Source organism: Amycolatopsis sp. TRM77291 (assembly GCF_054166285.1).
Map to the genome: position 1 here is coordinate 3,717,952 of NZ_JBSZHF010000001.1, position 20,245 is coordinate 3,738,196.

Below are 20,245 nucleotides of genomic sequence, written 5' to 3' on the forward strand. Positions count from 1 at the left end.
CACCCATTCTCCGGCGCTCACGCACTGGCGCGGAATGTTGCGATCCGGTCAAGGATATCTCGCGCGTTAATGTCGCCCACCCGCTTCCGCACGCTTTCCGACAGCGGACGTAAACGATCTCGTGTCCGCGCGGAACGGATTCCGTCCGCGAGGTCCATCGCGGCGAGACCGACCTCCGCCGCCCGGTCGAGATCACCCTCCAGCGCGTGGTCGACCGCGAGCCAGATCATCGTCAGCGACCGGCTGCGCAGCATGTCCGGCCCGTAGCCGTCGATGGCTTCGGTGAGCGCCGGAATGGCCTTCCGGCTGTGGCGGACGTCGACGAGCCTGGCGAGTTCGGTGCGCACCGTGCCGATCATCGCGGCCAGGTCGGTGGCCGTGAAGAAGGCGGACCACGACGGGACGGTGTCGCCGGCGGAGTCCGCGAATTGTTCCGGGGCAAGGGAAATCTTGTCGAGCGCCTGGCGGACATCGCCGAGCAGCGCGTAGGCCCATGCCTCGTTCGCCGACAGGATCGCCTGCGACAGCGGCCGTCCGGCGCGGCGTGCCGCGACCTGTCCCTGGCCGAACTGTTCGAGCGCCTCCGACGGCGATCGGTGATGCAGGTACATCCGGCCGAGCCGGTAGCGGATGTTGGCGAGGAGGTCGTAGTCGCCCGCCTCCGCCGCGAGGTCGAGCGCGCGGCGGAAGTGCCGCTCCGCCCTTACGGGACGGCCCGAGTCGAATTCCGTCCAGCCCTTCAGGTTGTGCAGATCCGCGACCACCCCGGCCAGCCGCCGGGCCAGCGGATCGGACATCATCCCGCGCCGCAGCGCGGCACCGTAGGGCTCCAGCACGCGCAGCAGCTCCCGGCAGGATCCGCCGCCCTCCCGGTAGTCGCGCGCCCGGAGCGCGGCGATGACACCTTCCAGCCGGTCGACGTCGGCCTGCCCGACGCGCATCGGGAGCCGGTCGATCACGGCGACGCCCCTGGACGCGGGACACCGCCGGCGCGGCCCCGGAGCCCACAGCCCGCGTCACGCCGAGTGAGGCCGTCCCGGGGAATGACGACGGTGATTCGTACACCCATTACCGCTCCTCCCTATCCGCAACGACCAAGCTCGCCGAGGTCCAGGACGGAGCCACGCCGGTCTCCTGGAAACATTTGAACGACGCGTGCTGATGTTAAACCGCCAACAATACGGATTCACTCCGCCAAATGGCTGCCCATATTTCCTTCATCGGAATATGCACGTGCGAAGTCACTTTCTTTTGCACGGCTGACCGCCTTTTCCGCTTGCTCACCGCACGTGCCCGCCGAAGACGGTGCGTGAGCGCGTGAGACCCAGCTCTCAGCCGAACGTGTGAACCTTGTCAACTCGGGTCACGAAAAGGCTTCACATTGCGTTATTCATAGCTGAAGATCAACAGCAACCGAACGTAAGGGGCTGAAGCATTGGACAGGGAAAGCGACCTCATCCGGGGGACGATCGTCTTCGGCCTGCGCACTTTCGGTGCGGACCCGCTCCCCGTGCGAGCCGATCTCGAATACGACCCCGAAGACCCCTACGCCGTCGTGGTGGCCTACCACTCGGGCGGCGGGACGGTGCGCTGGATGTTCGGCCGTGATCTCCTCGCGGACGGCCTCCTCACCCCATCGGGTGAGGGCGACGTGATCATCAGCCCGGCCGACGACACCTCGATCGTGATCTTCGCGCTCAGCGCGCCCGACGGCTGCGCGGTCCTCGAAGCCCCGGCGCAGGAGCTGGCCGAGTTCCTCGACCGCACCTACGACGTCGTGCCCGCCGGATCCGAGCCGGAATGGTTCGACTTCGACCAGGAGATCGGCAAGCTCGTCACCGAGTCCTGACGGCCGGTGGCGGCACCGCTCACACGGTGCCGCCCTCCACATCGGGTCAGCCGAGTTCGCGGAGCCCCGGGACGACCTGCTCGGAGAAGGAGCGCAGGAACCGCTCCTGGTCGTGGCCGGGACCGTGGAAGACGAGGTGGTTGAAGCCCGCCTCGACGTACGGCTTGATCTGCTCGACGGCGTCCGCCGGGTCGGAAGTGACGATCCAGCGGCGGGCGACCTGTTCGATCGGCAGCGCGTCCGCGGCCTTCTCCATCTCCGCCGGGTCCTCGATACCGGCCTTCTGCTCCGGCGTCAGCGACAACGGCGCCCAGAACCGGGTGTTCTCCAGCGCCTGCGCCGGATCCGGGTCGTAGGACAGCTTGATCTCGATCATCTTGTCGATGTCGCCGGTGCTCCGGCCCACCTGCTCCGCGCCTTCCGCGACCGCGGGCAGCAGCTTCTCGGTGTAGAGCTCCATCCCCTTGCCGCTGGTGCAGATGAAGCCGTCGCCCTGCTTGCCGACGTACTTCGCCATCACCGGGCCGCCGGCCGCGATGTAGATCGGCACGCCGCCCTCGGGGCGGTCGTACACGGTGGCGTCGGTGGTCTGGAAGTACTCGCCCTCGAACGTGACGCGCTCCTCGGACCACAGCTTGCGCATCAGCTCGATCGCCTCGCGCAGCCGCGCGAACCGCTCCTTGAACGCCGGCCACTCGATGCGGGCGACCGCGACCTCGTTGAGGGCCTCACCACTGCCGACGCCGAGCAGCACCCGGCCCGGGTACAGGCTGCCGAGGGTGCCGAACGCCTGTGCCACCACGGCCGGGTTGTACCGGAAGGTCGCCGTCAGCACGCTGGTGCCGAGCACGACCCGCTCGGTGCGCTCGCCGACCGCCGCCATCCACGCGAAGGAGAACGGCGCGTGCCCGCCCTGGTGCCGCCAGGGCTGGAAATGGTCGCTGACCATCACGCTGTCCAGCCCGACCTGCTCGGCGAGCACGGAGTACTCGACGAGGTCGCGCGGGCCGAATTGCTCGGCCGACGCCTTGTAACCGATCTTCAGTGCCATCCGGGGTCACCACCTGGGCTCTTGGGTTGTTCCGCTCTTCACCTTGGCACAGAGTCGATCAGCTCCGCCTATGCCTCGACGAGGTGAACAGTGTCGGGAACACCACTGTGTCACCGGGAATGCGCGTGGAAAGACCCCGTACCCGCCCTCGCCTTCCGGGACCGGCACGTGGTGATGAACTGTGCCGCTTGCGCCGTCACCTGTGCGTGGTGCTGGGCGGAGTCGTGATCGGGGAGTCGAACCCCACGCTGCCCACCACGTACCAGGCGAGCCGGAGTACCGCCGGCCCTCGGCTTGTGCCCGCTTCCCGAAGGGCTACCTGCTTTCCACGTTCAGTCCAGGAGGTCGGTCTCCCAGTTGGTGCGCTGGATCTCGACGTCGACCGCCCGGATCTCCCCCGCGACCCGGTCCGCGCGCGACCGCAGCTCCGCGACCGGGAGCGCGGAGAGGTACCGAAGCTCCGACCGGAGCTGACGGCCGTAGCCGCCCTGGTTGCGGCCTGCCGCGGCGTCGGCGGCCGCGGTGAGGACGCCGTGCCTGAGCCGCAGGACGTCGCGGCGCGCGATCGCGTCGGTGATCGTGCCCTCCCCGAGCGGGGTCGCGGCGTTGGTCCGGTTGATCCGCCGGATCAGCGATTCCAGTTCGTCCAGCGCGGTTTCGGCTTCGACGAGCAGGGCGGACGCGTCTTCCGACGGTTCCTCGCCCTCCTGGTGCCGCGCGTTGTCGACGATCCGGGAGCGCAGTGCCTCCACTTTCTTGGTCGCGTCGGCGCGCAGCGCGAGCGCTTCGGCCAGTTTGATCCGGGACATGCCGGGAGTATCACCAAGATCGGCGACCGCCGCACCCGGTTTTCAGCCCGCCAGGGAATGCCTGCGATAGGAGGAGTCCGGCTCGGTGAACTCGATCCCGTTCTCGTCCAAGGCGTTGAAGACGGTGAACCGGCCGCGCGGGAAGACGAAACCGACCGCGACCATGCCGTTCGCCATGTCCCGCGTCGCGCAGTCGAGCAGCTCGACGTCCTGGAGCACCTGACCATCCAAAGCGGACAGTTCCGGGAAGACGTCCTGCCGCCACCGCAGCGGGCTCGGCTCGGCCGGATCACCCCAGTCCCATGAGGACTTCCCGTACGGGTCGATCGTGTTCCAGGTCAGGGAAAGCTCGTCGAACTTCCAGTGCCTGATCTCCAGCCGCTCATCGCCGAAGTCGACCACGACGGGCGCGTCGGAGAGCCACTCGGCGTACTCGACGAACCAGGTCAGGTGGACGTGCCGCAGCCGCTTGCCCACCAGCGCACGCAAACGATCCCCGTGCGCCCTCCGGATCGTCTCGAGTCCGGAGAGCCACACGGGTTCGTAACCCTCGATGTCGAAGAACGCCACCGAAGGAGTATGCCGTCAGTCGTAGGACAGTGCTTCCACCAGCTCGCCGCTGTCCGGGTTGGGCAGCGCCTTCGCCACATCGGCCTGCGCCACGATGCCGACCAGCTTGTGCCCGTCGATCACCGGCAGCCGCCGGACCTTGTGGTTCGCCATGGTGCGCATGATCTCCTCGGCGTCGTCGTCCGCGCCGATCGTCACCGCCTCGCCCTGGGCCAGTTCGGAGGCGTGCAACGCCCTCGGGTCCTTGCCCTCGGCGAGCACCTTCACCACGATGTCGCGGTCGGTCAGCATGCCTTGGAGCTTGCCGTCCTCCCCGCAGATCGGCAGCGCGCCCACGGACTCGGCGGCCATCTTCTTCGCCGCGTCGAGCACGGTTTCGGAAGCGGACACGCAGGTCGTGTTCGCGGTCATGATCTCTCGTGCCGTGGTCATCCCATCGCTCCTTTCGTCAGGATCCGCATACCGGATACCCGGCATCCGCGTGCCGACACCTCAAGCCGCCGGCGGCTCCAGCAGGATCTTGACCGCGCCGTCCTGTTTCTTCTGGAAGATCTCGTACGCGTGCGGCGCCTCCGCCAGCGGCAGCTTGTGCGTCGCGAAACCCTCGACGCCGAGCGGGTCGGCGGAGTCGGTGATCAGCGGCATGATGTCGTCGATCCAGCGCCGGACGTTGGCCTGCCCCATCCGCAGGGTGATCTGCTTGTCGAACAGTTCCATCATCGGCAGCGGGTCGACCATGCCGCCGTAGACGCCGCTCAGCGAGATCGTCCCGCCGCGCCGCACGCAGTCGATGGCCGCGTACAGCACGCTGAGCCGGTCGATCGCGGCCTTCTCGGTGATCTTCGCGCCGATCGGATCGGGCAGGAGGGCGACGAGATTCTGCGCCAGCCGCCCGACCGGGGCGCCGTGCGCCTCCATCCCGACGGCGTCGATCACCGAATCCGCGCCCCGTCCGCCGGTGGCCTCGCGGATGACGTCGCCGAGGTACTTGTGCTCCCGCGTGTCGTAGGTGACGACGCCCGCCGCGGCGGCCTTCGCGAGCCGTTCCGGCACCAGGTCGATGCCGATCACCTTGCCGGCGCCCCGGTGTTTCGCGATCCGGCAGCAGAACTGGCCGATCGGGCCCAGCCCGAACACCACGACCGTCCCGCCCTCGGGGATGGCGGCGTAGTCGACGGCCTGCCAGGCCGTGGGCACGACGTCGGAGAGGTACACGAACCGCTCGTCCGGCGGACCGTCCGGCACCTTGATCGGGCCGTAGTGGGCCTGCGGGACGCGCAGGTATTCGGCCTGGCCGCCCGGGACCTGGCCGTAGAGCTTGGTGTAGCCGAGCAGCGCCGCGCCCTTGCCACGGTCGGTGACCTGCGTGGTCTCGCACTGCGACTGAAGGCCGCGGTCGCACATGAAGCAGTGGCCGCAGGAGATGTTGAAGGGGATCACGACGCGGTCGCCGGGTTTCAGGTTCGTCACCCCGGAGCCGACCTCTTCGACGACGCCCATGGGCTCGTGCCCGAGGATGTCGCCCTCGTCGATGAAGGCGCCGAGGACCTCGTAAAGGTGCAGATCGGAACCGCAGATCCCGGTCGAGGTGATACGCACGATCGCGTCGGTCGGTTCGACCAGTTTCGGGTCCGGGACGGTGTCCACCCGGACATCGCGTTTCCCGTGCCAGGTGACGGCCTTCATGGTGCTCCCTTCGGCGAGTGGCTCTGCTCCCCCGCCGGATGCCCGCCCGCGCATCCGGCAAACCTCGCCGTTCCGTGCCACCGTGGAACCATGCGAACCCGGATGCTCGCCGTCACCGTCGACTGCCGTGAGGCCGAAGCGCTGGCCGCGTTCTGGAAGGAAGCACTCGGCTACCCCGAGACCGAACGGTGGACCGACGGTCACGGGGTGACCTATGTCGAGCTGAAGAGCCCCGACGTGCCGAGCCTGCTCTTCCAGCCGGTCCCCGAGGAGAAGTCGGGCAAGAACCGGCTGCACCTCGACATCGCGCCCACCGAACTCGAGCAGCGCGAGGAAGTCGCCCGGCTCGTGTCACTCGGCGCGAAGATCCTCGAAGACCCCGAATCGGACCCCTGGGTGGTCATGGCCGACCCGGAAGAGAACGAATTCTGCGTACTGCCGCGGCGCTGACCCCACTGGGCTCGTGAGTGGTAAGGACGGTTCTAACCGTCCTTACCACTCACGAGACCGATGTGGCCTCAAGCGGCTTCGTCGTCGGTCCGGACCGGCCTTTCGGAATGCAGCCCCAGCATCTCCAGCAGCATCCGGCAATCGGTCGCGTCGCGGGCGTTCGCGACCACCGCTTCGGTCGCCTTGCGGAGCACCGCCGCCCGCACCGTGGTCGCCCCACCGTCGACCAGTTCCTCCACCGGACGCATTTCGTCGAACGGGTTCCCCATGACCCACCTCCGTCGTCCCTTTCGTTGATACCGGATTCCGGCGGCCGACGCCCCCGCGTTCTTGCGGTTCCGGCGGCGCCCCAGCCGGTTTCTCCCTAGACTGGCGCCATTCGGACGAGCGGACGGAGCGGGGAACTGACCACCGAGTTGCGCGGGGAGTTCGTGACCCTGACCCCGGTCACCGAGGCCCATGTCCCGGACCTGCGGCGGATCCGCGGCGCGGCCGAGGTCGCGGCGCGCTGGGGTTCGGTCGAAGACTCCCCCACCTGGCCGTTCGACGACCCCACCACGACCTGCTTCACGGTCCTGGAAGGCGGCGTCGTCCGCGGCTTCGTCCAGTACGGCGAAGAGGAGGACCCGATGTACCGGCACGCGTCGGTCGACCTCTTCCTCGACCCGGCGGCCCACGGCCGCGGGCTGGGCACGGACACCGTCCGCACGATGGCGCGGCATCTCCTGCACGATCGCGGGCACCATCGGCTGGTGATCGATCCCGCCGTGGACAACGACGCCGCCATCCGCTGCTACAAGGCCGTCGGCTTCCGCGAGGTCGGGGTGATGCGCCGCTACGAACGCGACACCGACGGCGAGGGCTGGCACGACGGACTGCTGATGGACCTGCTCGCCGAAGACCTCACGTAGCGGGTCAGGGCGACTCCGAGCAGCACCACGGCCATCCCGGTGAGCACCCGCGGGCCGAGTTCCTCGCCGAGCACGATCGCGCCCAGCGCGACCGAGACCACCGGCAGCAGGTAGCCGACGGTCGCCGCCGAGGTCGCGCCCTCGTCGGCGATGAGCCGGTAGTTGAGGTAGAAGGTGACGCCGGTGCCGAAGATCCCGAGTACGACCACGGCGACCACCGCGGTCACGTTCAGCGGCCCGGACGGTGCGGCGTCGAACGGCAGCGCCAGCGCGCTCAGCCCGGTGGCGGTCAGCAGCTGGGCGGCGGAGATCGCGATCGGGCCGCCCTCGCCGACGAGTTTCCGTCCCATGTAAGCGAAAGCGATGGCGTAGCTGATGCCGGCGCCGAGCAGGGCCAGCGTCCCCCAGCCCAGCAGGCCGCTCTTCTGCCAGGGCGCGAAGATCAGCAGGATGCCGGCGAAACCGAGGACCAGGCCGCCGACGCGGATCGCGGTGATCCGGCGTTCGGTGCCGATCCCGATGCCGATCAGCAGCGACCACAGCGGGGTCGTCGCGTTCATCACCCCGGCGACACCGGAGTCGACGGTCAGTTCGCCGATGCTGAACAACGCGAACGGCAAGGCGTTGCAGAAGAAGGCGGCGACGAGGAGCCTGCCCCAGATCCGGCGGCCGCGCGGGAGGCGCTGCCCGGCCCAGCGGCTCAGCACGAGAAGGACGGCCGCGCCGAGCGCGCAGCGGATGACGGTCACCTGAACGGGTGGCAGCCCGGTCAGGGCGAGCTTGATCCACAGGAATCCCGATCCCCACAGCAGGGCGAGGACGCCCATGCGGATCAGGGTTCCCGGCGCGCCGATGCTCACTTCGTTCCTTTCGCCGGGCCGCTCGATACCTCTCCAAGCTGCCTCGGGACGACTCGTCAGGACAAGTGAAAAGATCTACACCGACGTTAAGCAGTCCTGCACATTTCGAAAGGATCCGGCCGTGGTCGCCGGGAAAGGCGGCCACGGCCGGTTTCCGAGGAGATCAGTACTCGCCCGGTCGTTCGCGAGGCTGGACAGGGCCTGCTCACATTTCGCGGTCGCGCATGATCCACCTCCCTTTCGGCCGGCGCACCGGTGGGGAACGGGCGCGTTCTCGCACAGTTTGGGGGCTGTCTTCGCACCCGCGCATACCCGGTGGCCAGGTTGTGACCCACGTAATGGGAAGGTTGTGGCACCATCTGCCGCGCAGCGGGGAGAAAGGTGCTTCTGGTGACCGAGAAATCCGGCTCGGCCAGATCCGGGGAGACCGGTAAAGCCCGCCCGGTTTCGACGGCGGCGCTCACCTTCGGGCGCGCATTGCGGCAACGGCGGCAGGCACGCGGGCTGGCCTTGCGGGACCTTCAGAAACTCGCCTATGTCGACAAAAGCCTCATCAGCCGGGTCGAACGGGGGCTCACCCCGCCGAGCGCGGAATTCGCCGAAGCGTGTGATCGCGCGCTGGGCGCGGGCGGGACCTTGATCGTGCTCGCCGAAGCGGCCCGCGCGGAACCCTATGTGCATCTCCCCCCGCCGCCGGATCATTTCGTCGGCCGTGCGGAACACTTGGCGCTGCTGGACGAAAAAGTGTTCACCGAAACGGCCAAAGTGGTCTTCGTGGCGGGGCCGCCCGGGGTCGGGAAGACAGCGCTCGTGCTGAATTGGGCGAACCGGCGGCAAGAGGAGTTCGACTGCGTCCTCTGGTCGGATCTCCGCGGTTATGCGGCGGGCTCCCCGGCGCAACCCGCCGACATCCTCGACGACCTTCTGCGCTGCGTCGGCGTCCGCCCCGACCGTGTCCCCGCCGAGGAACACATGCGGCTGGCGCTCCTGCGGGGATTGTTGCGCGGCCAGCGCACGCTCGTGGTGCTGGACAACGCCCTCGATTCGCACCAGGTGCGGCCGGTGCTGCCCGGCACCCCGGACACCACCGTGCTGATCACCAGCAGGCGGCGGCTGTCCGGGCTGGTCGTCGGCACCGGCGCGGTCCAGGTTTCCTTGGAGCCGCTGGAAGATCTCGAAGCGGCGCGGCTCATGGCCGATCTCATCGGCGACGAACGCGCGGCCAGCGACCCCGGAGGCGTCGGCAGGCTCGTCCGGCTGTGCGCGGCGCTCCCGCTCGCGGTGAGCATCGCCGCGGAACGGGTCGCCACGCATCCCCATCAGAGCGTCGGCGAACTCGCCCGGGAACTCGTCGCCGAGGGGCGAAGGCTGGAACTGCTCGCGGTCGACGACGACGCCGTCGGGGTCCGGGCCGCGTTCAGCTGGTCGTACCGCGCGCTGGAGGCCGACACCGCCCGGATGTTCCGGCTGCTCGGCCTCCATCCCGGGCCGCGGTACAGCGCGGACGCGGCGGCCGCGCTCGCCGGTCTGCCGGAACACGAAGCACGACGGTTGCTGGACAAGCTCGTGCACGCGCATCTCGTCCAGCAGGTCGGCGCGCGGTACTACCGCTTCCACGACCTGCTCCGCGTCTATGCCGCCGAAGAGGCCGCCGCCGCGCGATGGCGGGACGAGCGGCAGGCGGCGGTCTCCCGGCTGGCCCACTGGTACCTCTACGCCGCCAACGCGGCGAGCTGGACGCTGACCCCGGCGCGCGACCACCACGTAGACCTGGGGCCCGCGCCCGAAGGCGTCGAGCCGCTCCGGTTCGCCACGTTCGACGAGGCCTACATCTGGTGCGCGTCGGAGATGCCGAGCATCACCGGCGTCGCCCGGCTGGCGCTGGACCACGGGTTGTACGAGATCGGCTGGCGGCTGCCGGTGGAACTGTTCGACTACCACCTGCTCGGCAGGCCGTGGCAGACGTGGATCTCCAGCCACGAGGTGGCGATCGAGTCCGCGAAGGCGGGTGGCGACCTCGCCGGGCTGGCGTGGTCGGCGATCAACCTCGCCGAGGCGCACCGGCGGCGCGGCGACCTCGACCGCGCGCGCGAACTGTTCGGCCAGGCCGTCGAGCTCTCGGAAGAGATCGGCGAGAACCCGAGCCTCGGCTGGGCGCTGGTGGGGCTCGGCAATATCGCGCACGAGCGGGAGGACTACGCCGAAGCCGTACGCCTCGCCGGGAAGAGCGTGGAGGTGAACGCCAGGATCGGCTACCGGCTCGGCGAAGCGACCGCGCGGGTCCACCTCGGCCGCGCGTACCGCGACCTCGGCGAGCGGGACCTGGCCCTCGAACACGGCCTGCGCGCCTTCGACGCTTACGCGAAGGACGCCGACCAGCACGGCATGGGTTTCGCCCTGGTGCCGCTGGCCAGGACCTGCCGCCGGTTCGGCGATCTCGAGCAGGCGCTCGGGTACTGCGAGCAGGCGTTGACCGCCTACCGGAACTGCGGCGACGTCTGGGGGCAGGCCGACGCGCTCGACGAACGCGGCTGCGCGCTGGCCGCGCGGGGACGGACCGGCGAGGCCATGGCCGTCTGGCGCGACGCGCTCCAGCTCGTCATGGATCTCGACGACCGGAAGGCGAGCGTGCTGCGGGGCCGTCTCGAAGGCGCGGTGTGACCTGAGGGCGCATGCCCGCTCGGACGACACGCGTGATTGGACGGACGGCTCACCGATAGCCGGATCCTGCCGCGTGTCGTCCGCCTGATCACACGAGCCGGCGGACCGGGCACGGTCTAGAGCTTCACCGGCAGGTTGTGCAGGCCGCGGGTGATCGCGCTCGGCCACCACACGAGCCGGTCCTCTGGCACGGTCAGCGTCATCGACGGCGCGCGGCCGAACAACGTCTCCAGCGCCGCGGACGCCTGCATCCGCGCGAGCGCGGCGCCGATGCAGATATGCGGACCGACGCCGAAGGCCACGTGCCGCACCGGCCGCTCGCCCGGCCGGAAGGCGAGCGGGTCGGGGTGCACCTCCGGATCGCGATTGGCCGCCAGCAACGACAACAGGATCGGATCGCCCGCCTCCATCCGCTGCCCGGCGAGTTCCATCGGTTCGGTGACGAAGCGCCAGCTCGTGTTCTGCAGCGGGGTGTCGCGGCGCAGGACCTCCTCGATGACGAGCGTCAGGTGTGCGCCGTCGGCGCGGGCGCGGGCCGCCTCCTCCGGATGCGTGATGAGGGTCAGCGCGGTGGACGCGATGAGACTGATCGTCGTCTCGTGCCCGGCGATCAGGGAGAGGAACGCCGTCGCGGCGACCTCGTCGCCGGTCAGCTTCCCGGCGGCCTCCTGGGCGAGGAGATCACTGATCAGGTCCGCGCCCGGTTCGGCGCGTTTGCGGGCGACGACGTCGGCGAGCAGCGCGTCCAGCTCGTCGGTCGCCCGCAGCATCGACGCCATGTCCGTGACGTCGCCGGCGGCGACCACCAGCGCGGGCGGGCGCACGTCGTCCAGCAGGCTGTCCGGGATGCCGATCAGCTCGCAGATCGACCGGATTCCCAGCGGGTACGCGAAATCCTCGACGAGGTCGCCCTCGCCCCGCTCCAGGATCGGGTCGAGCAGTTCGTGCGCGAGCCGGTGCGTGCGGTCGCGCATATGCTGCAGCCGCCGCGGCCCGAAGGCACCGGCGCAGGCCTTGCGCAGCCGTGCGTGGTCTTCGCCCTCGAAGTTGTTCATATGCCCGATGAGCGTGGGCCGGTGGTCGGCGGGCAGCCCGAGATTGGCCTTGCGCCAGTGGTCCGCCGCGACGGACGGGCATTTGGACAAACGCGGGTCGGCCATCGCGGAAACCACGTCCGCGTGCCTGGTCAGCAGCCAGGTCCAGGTGTCGCCGGGAAGCGGGAGCCGGAACGCGGGGGCGTTCGCCCGGAGCCATTCGTAGGCGGGCGAGGGATCCCTGTCGAACTCCGGGCCGAACAGCGCGGGTACCTCGGCGGCGTCAGGCATACGAGCCACGATGCCAGCTTGTGGCCGAAGGTCGTCCGCCGAACGCAGGCATCGGCCTGTCTCACGAGATCGTCAACGCGGTCCCCCTGTCACCCCCTCGTGGTGACCAGCAAGATCGGAGCGGGTGCGGTGCGTAACGGTGGGAGGTGACCCTCGTCAGCGAGTTCGGCAAGCACGACCCTGACGCGGTCTCGGAGCGGCCGCGCGGTTCGCTCCGGGGTTTCGCCGACACCGTCGGCCTCGCCGCCGCCCGCGTCTGGCGGTTGCGAAGTCGTGCCTGGAACACCCTGCGGCATCCGGCGGGGTGGGAACTGTGGCGGCTGCCGCCCGCGGCGGTCTTCTGGATGCTCGGCACCGAGGTCGCCGTCGCGGTCTGGGCGCTGTACAGCGGTTTCCGGGCGTCCGTCACGACCACCGACCTCGTCCGCTTCGGCGTGATCGCGTGTTGCGCGATCTGGTACGTCGTCCAGACGCAGCATCCCGAGGAGCAGCGCCGGGCCGACGACCGGCGCGGCGAGCACATCGACCAGACCGCCGTCTGGCTCGGCGGCGCGGCCGTCCTGCTGCCGCCCACGTTGTCGCTCGCGCTGCTGCTGATGGTGCGCGTGCAGCGCTACTCCATCGCGCACAAGGCGATGACGACGTTCCTCTTCACCACCGCCGCCCACGCCGCCTCCATCCTCGGCGTGCACACGCTCACCGAACTGACGGCACTGCACACCTGGCTCGAATCGGGCACGCTCCCCCAGCGACCGGGTGACATCGCGCTCGCCGCCGTCGCGCTGGTGGGCGCCGCGCTCTGGTACTTCGCGTCGCAGACGCTCCTGATCAGCATCGCGCGCGGCCTGGCGTGGGGCGGCTGGCGGCGGCAGAAGCTGATCGGCAGCTGGGCCGACAACGCGGACTTCGTCTACGCGCTGCAACTCGCCGCGTGCACCACGATCCTCGGCGCGGTCAACATCGCGCTGGTGCCGCTCGTGATGATCGGGGTCGCGCTGCGGTCGACCCGGCTCTCGCAGGCGCTGGCGGACACGATCGCGCGCAGCCAGCGTGACCGGAAGACCGGCCTGCTGACCGAGGACTCCTTCCACGCGCCCGCGGCCCTGCGGCTGCTCGAAGACCAGACCGGGCGGCGGCCGACGGCGTTCCTGATGCTGGACCTCGACCACTTCAAGCAGTGGAACGACAAGTACGGGCATTCCGGCGGCGACATCGTGCTCGGGTGCGTCAGTGCCGTGCTGCGGCAGAACACCCGCTCCACCGACATCGTCGGGCGCTGGGGCGGCGAGGAGTTCTCGGTGCTGCTGCCGGACACCACCCGCGAAGAGGCGACGCGGATCGCCGAGCGGATCCGGGCGGCCGTCGCGAAGACCGCCATCACCGGCCTGACCGAACTCGCCAGCGGGCACGCCACCAACGAACCCCGCGCGGTGGGACCGATCCACGGCTGCACCGTGTCGATCGGCGTCGGGCTCTCACCCGAACATTCGACGGATTACGGCGAGCTGTTCCGCGTGGCGGACGCGGCCATGTACCAGGCGAAACGGAGCGGACGGAACCGCGTGGTCGTGGCACCCTCCGCGGTCCCGCCCTCGCCCCGGACGCCGATGTCCCCGCTGACCTGGGCCGGAGACTCGCGGCGGGATTGACGCGTTTAGGTCTCTAATTGCGTTCGCCGACCGGGGCCGGTCCCCTTGCCAGGACGCGCGTACATGTCGCGAAAGCCACTTTCGGGACACCAGACGTCGCGAAAGTGGCTTTCGCGACATGCCATGCGTTGCGAAGCACCGATGTCACGTACGGGACCCGAACGGTCCCATACGTGACATTCGGGAGCGCCTCCGAAGACCCCGGGTCAGCGCCGGGTCACGAGGCGGGTCTCGAGCAGATCGCCGACCACCCTGGTCTCCACGCCGGTCCGCCGTTCGAACTCGGATCCGCGCAACGGCCACACCGCGACCAGCACGATTCCCACCGCCGCGCACGCGGCCAGCACCAGCGCGGCGACGAACTGCGCGGCGCCGGCGGTCGCCGTGCTCAGCACCGCGAAGCCGATCAGGACGATCCCGGTGGGCAGCACCGCGGCCAGCGCGACCAGGGAAGCGGGGGTGCGGCGCAGATCCCGGCGCCGGGTGGTCAGCCAGGCCGCGAGCAGGCAGGCGAACGACGCCGCCAGCAGGCAGGCGCCCACCGTGTCGCTGAGCCGGTGCCAGCCCAGCGCGATGGTCGAGGACGCGACCCAGGCGACGCCGACGCCGCCGATCCCGATGATCGCCGGGCGGAATCGTTGGGGCAGAACGAAAGCGAGTGCCATCAGGATGGCCATGGCGGCGCTGACGTGCCCGCTGGGGAAACTGTTGTGCCCCGGCCCGCGGCCGCCGTCGGGCAGCTCGGGGCGGACGAGGACGTAGAGCTTGAGCAGCTGCGCGGCGACGAGCGGGAGCACGAGAACGCTCAGCGCGGGGACCAGGAGGCCCGGTTTGCGCCGGAGCAGCGCCAGGACGACGAGCCCGATCCCGGCGGCGCCGATCACGAGCACCATGTCCTGGTCGCGCAGCGGCCCCGCCCAGTCCATTGTGGACCACTGGCCGGACTGCGCGCTGCGGACGACGCCGTTCTCCGCGAGCTGCCCGGCCGACGTGTGCACGAACAGCACATAGCTCACGAGGAACGCGACGGCCAGTCCCAGTCCGGTGGCGAGCTGGAACACGGCCCTGGACAGGGTCCGCCTGGTCTCGGCGTGCCGTCCAGGCAGCGGACGGCGGGCGGGGGTCGGTTTCGCTTCGTGGAGGAGTAGGGCCATGCGTCTCACTGTCCCCACGGCGTTTAGCCAAGAGGTCCGGACAATGTCATGGTTCTGCTACAAGATCGAGCCGAGTCGCACAGGCGCGGCGGCATCCGAATAATGGCGGCGTGGCCAGTGTCCTGTTGATCGAAGACGACGCGTCCGTGCGGGAGGGGCTGGAACTCGCGCTGCGCCGGCAGGCGCACACCGTCCACACCGCCGAGAGCGGTGAGCTCGGGCTGGAGAAACTGCGGGTGTTCCAGCCCGACATCGTCGTGCTGGACCTGATGCTCCCCGGCATCGACGGCTTCGAGACCTGCCGCCGCATCCGCTCGGCGGGCGAGGTGCCGATCATCATGCTCACCGCCCGCAGCGACGATTTCGACATCGTGGCCGGGCTGGAGGCGGGCGCCGACGACTACGTGACCAAGCCGATCGAACCCCGCGTGCTGGACGCCCGGATCCGGGCGGTGCTTCGCCGTGCGGTGAGCGAGAAGCCCGCGAACGACGCCGCCGCCGGGGAGCGGCACGGCGGCCTGGTCATCGACCGGGCGGGGCTGGTGGTCACGAAGAACGGCGAGCCGGTCTCGCTCACCCCGACCGAGCTGAAACTGCTGCTGGAGCTGTCTCGCACGCCCGGCCAGGTCTACAGCCGCCAGCAGATCCTCTCCGCCGTCTGGGATCACGACTACCTCGGCGACTCCCGGCTGGTCGACGCCTGTGTCCAGCGGCTGCGCGCGAAGATCGAAGAAGTCCCCGCGAAACCCGAACACGTCCAGACCGTCCGCGGCTTCGGGTACCGGTTCGGCCGTTCATGAGGCTGATCTCCGGGCTGCGGCCCCGGCTCATCCTGGCCTTCGCGGCGATGGCGATCATCGGCGCGGCGGCCGCGGCGGGGGCCAGTTACGTCTCGGCGAGGAACGCGATCCTCAAATCCGTCCAGGACGCGGCGATGGATCAGCTGAAGGACCGGGTCGGCGCCTACGACCGCCCGCTGTCCACGCCACCGACCCAGGACCAGCTCAACGACTTCGCGGGCAGCCTGCGATTGAACGCCGTCGCGGTCCACGGCAACCTGCGGTCGATCAACGGCCCCGACCTGACCCGGTTCTCCACCGAACTGCGGCGGACGGTCGCGGGCGACATCCGGATCCAGTTCCAGCGGCTGGACCGCGACACCGGCCCCGAACTCCAGGTCGGCCTGCCAGTGCTGGCGCGACAGCCCGACGGGTCGCCAAGGGCCAGCGGCATCGAGGTGTATTCGCTCACCTCGCTCGTCCAGCAGCAACAGGCCATCGACGAACTCGCGAAATCCGCCTGGCAGATGGCCGCGCTCGTCCTTCCGCTGGCCGCGGCGCTGGCCCTGCTCGCGGCGAGACAGGTGCTGAGACCGGTGCGGGCGCTCAACACCGCCGCCGCCCAGCTCGGTGAGGGCAGGCTCGACGTCCGGCTGCCCGCCAAGGGGTCCGACGAGCTGGCCGAGCTGGTCACGACCTTCAACAACACCGCCGCCGAACTGGAGCGCACGGTCGGCGAGCTGAGAGCGATGGAGGCCGACGCCCGCCGGTTCGTCGCCGACGTCTCGCACGAACTCCGCACGCCGCTCGCGGCGATGAACGCGGTCACCGACGTCCTGGACGAGGACGCGGAGGCACTGCCGCCGGACACGGCCGTCGCGGCACGGCTGGTCTCGGGCGAGACCCGGAGGCTGACCCGGCTGGTCCAGGACCTGGTCGAGATCTCCCGGTTCGACGCGGGCCGCGCCGAACTCGTGCTCGACGAATGGGATCTCGCGACGGCGATCCGCGACAGCCTCGACGCCCGCGGCTGGCGCGAGGGCGAAGACCTGGTCACCGACCTGCCGGAAGGCGTCCTCGCCCGCGTCGACCGGCGGCGGCTCGACCTGATCGTGGCGAATCTCGTGGGCAACGCGTTCCGGCACGGCGCGGCGCCGGTCGAAGTCCGCCTGCGCGCCGGCGGCGACGGCGTCACCCTGGAGGTCGAGGATCACGGGCCCGGTATCGATCCCGAGATCCTGCCGCACGTGTTCGACCGGTTCACCAAGGCCGACACCGCCCGTGCCCGCTCCGAGGGCAGCGGGCTGGGCCTGGCGATCGCGCTGGAGAACGCGCGACTGCACGGCGGCGACATCACCGCCGCCGACACCGGGCACGGCGCCCGGTTCGTCCTGCGCCTGCCGCACCGGACCGAAGGAGGCACGCGATGAGAAGGACCCGGGCACTGCCCGCCCTCGCGGCCGCGATGCTGCTGGCGGCCTGCGGCGTGCAGCCGACCGGAGTCGTCCCGGCCGGGCCCGGCCCGTCGATCCGCGCGACCACGGGGATGTACCTTCTCGGCGGTCTGACGCTGTACTTCGTCTCCGACGGCCGGGTCATCCCGGTGGCGCGGCCCACCGAAGGCTTCATCTCACCCGAAGGCGCGCTCACGTTGCTGCTGAAGGGACCGACGGAGCGGGAAGCCGCGCAGGGCCTCACCACGTTCGTCCCGGCGGAGTTGGGGCGGGTCGAGGTGTACTCGGGCGACCCGACCACGATCGTGCTGCCGTTCGGTATGCGGAAACTTTCGAACCAGGCCATCAACCAGCTGGTCTGCACCACGATCGCGGCCTCCGCAGCGACTTCCCGGACTCTGCGCTCCCCGGGAGTGAACGTGACCTCGCCGGACGGGGACGTGTACTTCCAGTCCTGCAAAGCGGACTGAATTCGTCACTCACCGTGCTCACATAAAAGCACTTCTTGTGTCTGTACGGGCGTGAGCCTCTTTTGGTTCAACGATCAAGGTAACTGTGGGCGAACACACTCGGGCGTGACATTGCCGTGTCCTTTTCGTAATGTTGCCCGGAGCTCGCGGCCCCCGACGCGAGTTCCCGTCCCCGAAGTGGTGAGTGATCAGAGAAATGGCCGGCAGACATCGCAAGCACAAGGCTCCGCAGTGGAAGCTCCCCGCGGGTATCGCGGCAGCGGTCGCCACGGCGCTCCCGGCGTCGATGTGGCTGACGTCCGCAGGTACCCCTGACGTCGAAGCGGCCAGCGCCGCGCTCGCGCTGAAGTCTCCCCCGGTCTCCAGCACGACGCCCCCGCCGTCGACCAGCAGCACCCCGCCCTCCAGCACGACGACCACACCGCCGCCCTCGACCTCCTCGGCTCCCCCGAAGCCGACGACGTCGACCAAGGCCCCCGCACCGGTCAAGAAGACCGTGCCCGCCGCGACGGCGTGCTCCACCGACCTCGCCGGCACCAAACCGCACGTCGCCCAGGTCGGCAACCACGTCAAGGCGAAGTTCGGCGTCAAGACCGTCGGCGGTGTCGCCGGCCGGGCGAACGCCAGCGACCACCCTTCCGGCCTCGCGCTGGACTTCATGGTGGACACCGCCACCGGCAACGCCATCGCCGAGTACCTCATCGCGAATCAGAAGGACTTCGGCGTCACCTACGTCATCTGGCGCCAGCGCTACAACGACGGCAGCGGCTGGGACACCATGGAGGACCGCGGCGGCGCGACCGCCAACCACATGGACCACGTCCACGTGTCCTTCGCCAAGAGCGCGAAGGTGAACGTCAGCTGCTAACGATTCCGGGCGGGCCGCTCGCCGGGCTGGATCACCGGTCGTCCGACGACCTCTTCCACGCCTTTGACGGCGAGGCGGTCCGCCCGCTCGTTCTCCGGATGCCCGGCATGGCCCTTGACCCAATGCCATTCGACGTCGTGTTGCGAGGCGGCTTCGTCGAGGCGGCGCCACAGATCGGCGTTCTTGACCGGCGTCTTGGCCGAGGTCATCCAGCCGTTGTTCTTCCAGTTCCGCACCCAGCTGGTGATGCCGTTCCGGACGTAGGTGCTGTCGGTGTAGATGTCGACCGACACCCGGCGCTTCAGGCTTTCCAGCGCCTCGATGGGCGCGGTCAGTTCCATCCGGTTGTTCGTGGTGGGCCCGGGATCCCCGCCGTAGATCTCCTTCTCGACGGTGCCGTACCGCAGCACCGCGCCCCAGCCGCCTGGACCGGGATTCCCGCTGCACGCACCATCGGTGTAGATCTCGACTTCCGCCACCGGGACACCCTAGCGACGGGTTCAGTCCGGCAGCAGCGGCACCCACGGCTCCTCGGCCCGCCCGAGATGCACCGCGCGCGTGATGGATTTCGACCCGAACCGGTCCCGGACGGTGTCGAGCGTCGAGTCGAGCGCGTCCCGCTGCTTCGCCGCGAACGGCAAGGCGAGCTGGATCGCGTCGTCCTTCGACAGGTTCGTGAGCGCGAGCCCGATCAGCGTGAGGCCGCGTTCGTCGATCAGCGGTCTCGCCGCCGCTAGCAGGTCACGCGCCGCCGCGACGATCGCGCCGGTCTGCTCGGTCGCCTCCATGAGGGTGTGTGAACGCGTCGCCTTGGTGAAGTCGGCGAACCGCATCCGCAGCACGACCGTGCGGCACACCCGGTGCGCGGCCCGCAGGCGACGGGCGAGACGATCGGCAAGGGTCAGCAGCATCGCGTCGAGCTCGGCGGGAGACCTCGGCCTGCTGCCGAGCGCGTGCTGCGCCCCGATGGACCGGCGGCGACGGCCCGTCTGCACGCGGCGTGGGTCGTCGTTGTGGGACAGGGCGTGGAGATGGGCGCCGACGCCGCGGCCGAGCATCCGGACGAGTTCCTTCTCCCCGAACCCCTCCATCTGCCCGACCGTCGTGACGCCGCGCTCGCGGAGCTTCCGCGCCGTCACCTTGCCCACGCCCCACAGCCGCTCGACCGGAAGCGGGTGCAGGAACTCCAGCTCCTTGTCGTGCGGCACCACGAGGAGTCCGTCGGGTTTCGCGACGCCGCTGGCCACCTTCGCGAGGAACTTCGTCCTGGCCACGCCCACCGTGATCGGCAGGCCGACCTGCTCCAGCACGTCCTTGCGCAGCTTCGCCGCGATCCGGCTCGGGGTGCCCGCGATCTTCAGCAGCCCGCCGACGTCGAGGAACGCCTCGTCGATCGAGATGCCTTCCACGAGCGGTGTCGTGTTGCCGAAGACCTCGAAGACCGCCTTGCTCGCCGCCGAATACGCGCGCATCCGGGGCGGGACCACGATCGCGTCCGGGCAAAGCCGCCGCGCCTGGCCGCCGCCCATCGCCGTGCGGACGCCGAACGCCTTGGCCTCGTAACTGGCCGCCAGCACCACACCGCCGCCGACGATGACCGGCCGCCCGCGCAACTTCGGGTCGTCACGCTGCTCGACCGACGCGTAGAACGAGTCCAGGTCGGCGTGCAGGATGGGACCCTCGGTCGTCATAGAACATA

21 protein-coding genes are annotated in these 20,245 nt (G+C 69.8%); 9 read left to right on the forward strand and 12 right to left on the reverse strand.

Annotated features, from left to right (window positions below; all coding sequences use genetic code 11):
• Positions 1-17: 17 nt before the first annotated feature.
• Positions 18-941 (reverse strand): tetratricopeptide repeat protein, encoded by a 924-nt coding sequence (locus ACXIZN_RS17350; protein ID WP_457960541.1) that lies wholly within the window; start codon positions 939-941, stop codon positions 18-20.
• Positions 942-1,435: 494 nt separating this feature from the next.
• Between ACXIZN_RS17350 and ACXIZN_RS17355 the strand changes: the two genes are divergently transcribed.
• Positions 1,436-1,849 carry an SsgA family sporulation/cell division regulator gene (locus ACXIZN_RS17355; protein WP_034319553.1) on the forward strand — a complete coding sequence of 138 codons (414 nt, stop codon included), beginning with the start codon at positions 1,436-1,438 and terminating at the stop codon, positions 1,847-1,849.
• Positions 1,850-1,895: 46 nt separating this feature from the next.
• Here the strand turns inward: ACXIZN_RS17355 and fgd are convergent, their stop codons facing one another.
• The 5 genes from fgd to ACXIZN_RS17380 form a co-directional block, all read right to left on the reverse strand.
• The gene (gene fgd, locus ACXIZN_RS17360) at positions 1,896-2,900 is read right to left on the reverse strand and encodes a glucose-6-phosphate dehydrogenase (coenzyme-F420) (protein ID WP_192745079.1); all 1,005 of its coding nucleotides are present in this window, start codon (positions 2,898-2,900) and stop codon (positions 1,896-1,898) included.
• A gap of 332 nt (positions 2,901-3,232) precedes the next feature.
• Positions 3,233-3,709, reverse strand: coding sequence for a DIP1984 family protein (locus tag ACXIZN_RS17365; protein WP_457955657.1), 477 nt, complete (start codon positions 3,707-3,709; stop codon positions 3,233-3,235).
• 42 nt (positions 3,710-3,751) lie between these two features.
• A complete protein-coding gene (locus ACXIZN_RS17370; RefSeq protein ID WP_457955659.1) occupies positions 3,752-4,279 on the reverse strand; it encodes a hypothetical protein in 528 nt (175 codons plus the stop codon).
• Between the two features lie 15 nt (positions 4,280-4,294).
• Positions 4,295-4,711 (reverse strand): CBS domain-containing protein, encoded by a 417-nt coding sequence (locus tag ACXIZN_RS17375; protein ID WP_457955660.1) that lies wholly within the window; start codon positions 4,709-4,711, stop codon positions 4,295-4,297.
• 60 nt (positions 4,712-4,771) lie between these two features.
• Positions 4,772-5,965 (reverse strand): zinc-dependent alcohol dehydrogenase, encoded by a 1,194-nt coding sequence (locus tag ACXIZN_RS17380; RefSeq protein WP_457955662.1) that lies wholly within the window; start codon positions 5,963-5,965, stop codon positions 4,772-4,774.
• A 90-nt stretch (positions 5,966-6,055) separates the two neighbouring features.
• On the opposite strand from ACXIZN_RS17380, the gene ACXIZN_RS17385 reads away from it, so the two are divergent.
• Complete coding sequence (locus tag ACXIZN_RS17385) at positions 6,056-6,415, forward strand: VOC family protein (protein WP_457955664.1); 360 nt, start codon at positions 6,056-6,058, stop codon at positions 6,413-6,415.
• Between the two features lie 68 nt (positions 6,416-6,483).
• Here the strand turns inward: ACXIZN_RS17385 and ACXIZN_RS17390 are convergent, their stop codons facing one another.
• The gene (locus ACXIZN_RS17390; protein ID WP_126730720.1) at positions 6,484-6,684 is read right to left on the reverse strand and encodes a hypothetical protein; all 201 of its coding nucleotides are present in this window, start codon (positions 6,682-6,684) and stop codon (positions 6,484-6,486) included.
• Between the two features lie 135 nt (positions 6,685-6,819).
• Here ACXIZN_RS17390 and ACXIZN_RS17395 point away from each other — a divergent pair, with 135 nt between their 5' ends.
• On the forward strand, positions 6,820-7,326 hold the full coding sequence (locus ACXIZN_RS17395) for a GNAT family protein (RefSeq protein WP_321183136.1): 507 nt from the start codon (positions 6,820-6,822) through the stop codon (positions 7,324-7,326).
• Here ACXIZN_RS17395 and ACXIZN_RS17400 read toward each other — a convergent pair.
• Positions 7,251-8,186, reverse strand: coding sequence for a DMT family transporter (locus ACXIZN_RS17400; RefSeq protein WP_457955665.1), 936 nt, complete (start codon positions 8,184-8,186; stop codon positions 7,251-7,253). The two genes, ACXIZN_RS17395 and ACXIZN_RS17400, sit on opposite strands and share 76 nt — an antisense overlap.
• Before the next feature lie 390 nt (positions 8,187-8,576).
• On the opposite strand from ACXIZN_RS17400, the gene ACXIZN_RS17405 reads away from it, so the two are divergent.
• Complete coding sequence (locus ACXIZN_RS17405; RefSeq protein ID WP_457955666.1) at positions 8,577-10,847, forward strand: tetratricopeptide repeat protein; 2,271 nt, start codon at positions 8,577-8,579, stop codon at positions 10,845-10,847.
• 116 nt (positions 10,848-10,963) lie between these two features.
• Here the strand turns inward: ACXIZN_RS17405 and ACXIZN_RS17410 are convergent, their stop codons facing one another.
• Positions 10,964-12,172, reverse strand: coding sequence for a cytochrome P450 family protein (locus ACXIZN_RS17410; RefSeq protein ID WP_457955667.1), 1,209 nt, complete (start codon positions 12,170-12,172; stop codon positions 10,964-10,966).
• A 146-nt stretch (positions 12,173-12,318) separates the two neighbouring features.
• On the opposite strand from ACXIZN_RS17410, the gene ACXIZN_RS17415 reads away from it, so the two are divergent.
• Positions 12,319-13,821 carry a diguanylate cyclase gene (locus ACXIZN_RS17415; protein WP_457955669.1) on the forward strand — a complete coding sequence of 501 codons (1,503 nt, stop codon included), beginning with the start codon at positions 12,319-12,321 and terminating at the stop codon, positions 13,819-13,821.
• A gap of 206 nt (positions 13,822-14,027) precedes the next feature.
• Here ACXIZN_RS17415 and ACXIZN_RS17420 read toward each other — a convergent pair whose 3' ends face one another.
• Positions 14,028-14,975 (reverse strand): phosphatase PAP2 family protein, encoded by a 948-nt coding sequence (locus ACXIZN_RS17420; protein WP_457955671.1) that lies wholly within the window; start codon positions 14,973-14,975, stop codon positions 14,028-14,030.
• A 110-nt stretch (positions 14,976-15,085) separates the two neighbouring features.
• On the opposite strand from ACXIZN_RS17420, the gene ACXIZN_RS17425 reads away from it, so the two are divergent.
• The 4 genes from ACXIZN_RS17425 (at position 15,086) to ACXIZN_RS17440 (ending at position 18,546) form a co-directional block, all read left to right on the forward strand.
• The gene (locus ACXIZN_RS17425) at positions 15,086-15,775 is read left to right on the forward strand and encodes a response regulator (RefSeq protein ID WP_457955672.1); all 690 of its coding nucleotides are present in this window, start codon (positions 15,086-15,088) and stop codon (positions 15,773-15,775) included.
• Entirely contained in the window at positions 15,772-17,184 is a 1,413-nt protein-coding gene (locus ACXIZN_RS17430) for an ATP-binding protein (protein ID WP_457955673.1), read from the forward strand. The genes ACXIZN_RS17425 and ACXIZN_RS17430 overlap by 4 nt, the downstream gene beginning before the upstream one ends.
• Positions 17,181-17,678 (forward strand): hypothetical protein, encoded by a 498-nt coding sequence (locus ACXIZN_RS17435; protein ID WP_457955674.1) that lies wholly within the window; start codon positions 17,181-17,183, stop codon positions 17,676-17,678. The genes ACXIZN_RS17430 and ACXIZN_RS17435 overlap by 4 nt, the downstream gene beginning before the upstream one ends.
• A gap of 196 nt (positions 17,679-17,874) precedes the next feature.
• The gene (locus tag ACXIZN_RS17440) at positions 17,875-18,546 is read left to right on the forward strand and encodes a hypothetical protein (RefSeq protein ID WP_457955676.1); all 672 of its coding nucleotides are present in this window, start codon (positions 17,875-17,877) and stop codon (positions 18,544-18,546) included.
• On the opposite strand, the gene rnhA is transcribed toward ACXIZN_RS17440, so the two are convergent.
• A complete protein-coding gene (rnhA, locus tag ACXIZN_RS17445; protein WP_457955678.1) occupies positions 18,543-19,025 on the reverse strand; it encodes a ribonuclease HI in 483 nt (160 codons plus the stop codon). The two genes, ACXIZN_RS17440 and rnhA, sit on opposite strands and share 4 nt — an antisense overlap.
• 21 nt (positions 19,026-19,046) lie before the next feature.
• Positions 19,047-20,237, reverse strand: a complete 1,191-nt coding sequence (dinB, locus tag ACXIZN_RS17450) for a DNA polymerase IV (RefSeq protein WP_457955679.1) — start codon at positions 20,235-20,237, stop codon at positions 19,047-19,049.
• Positions 20,238-20,245: the final 8 nt, after the last annotated feature.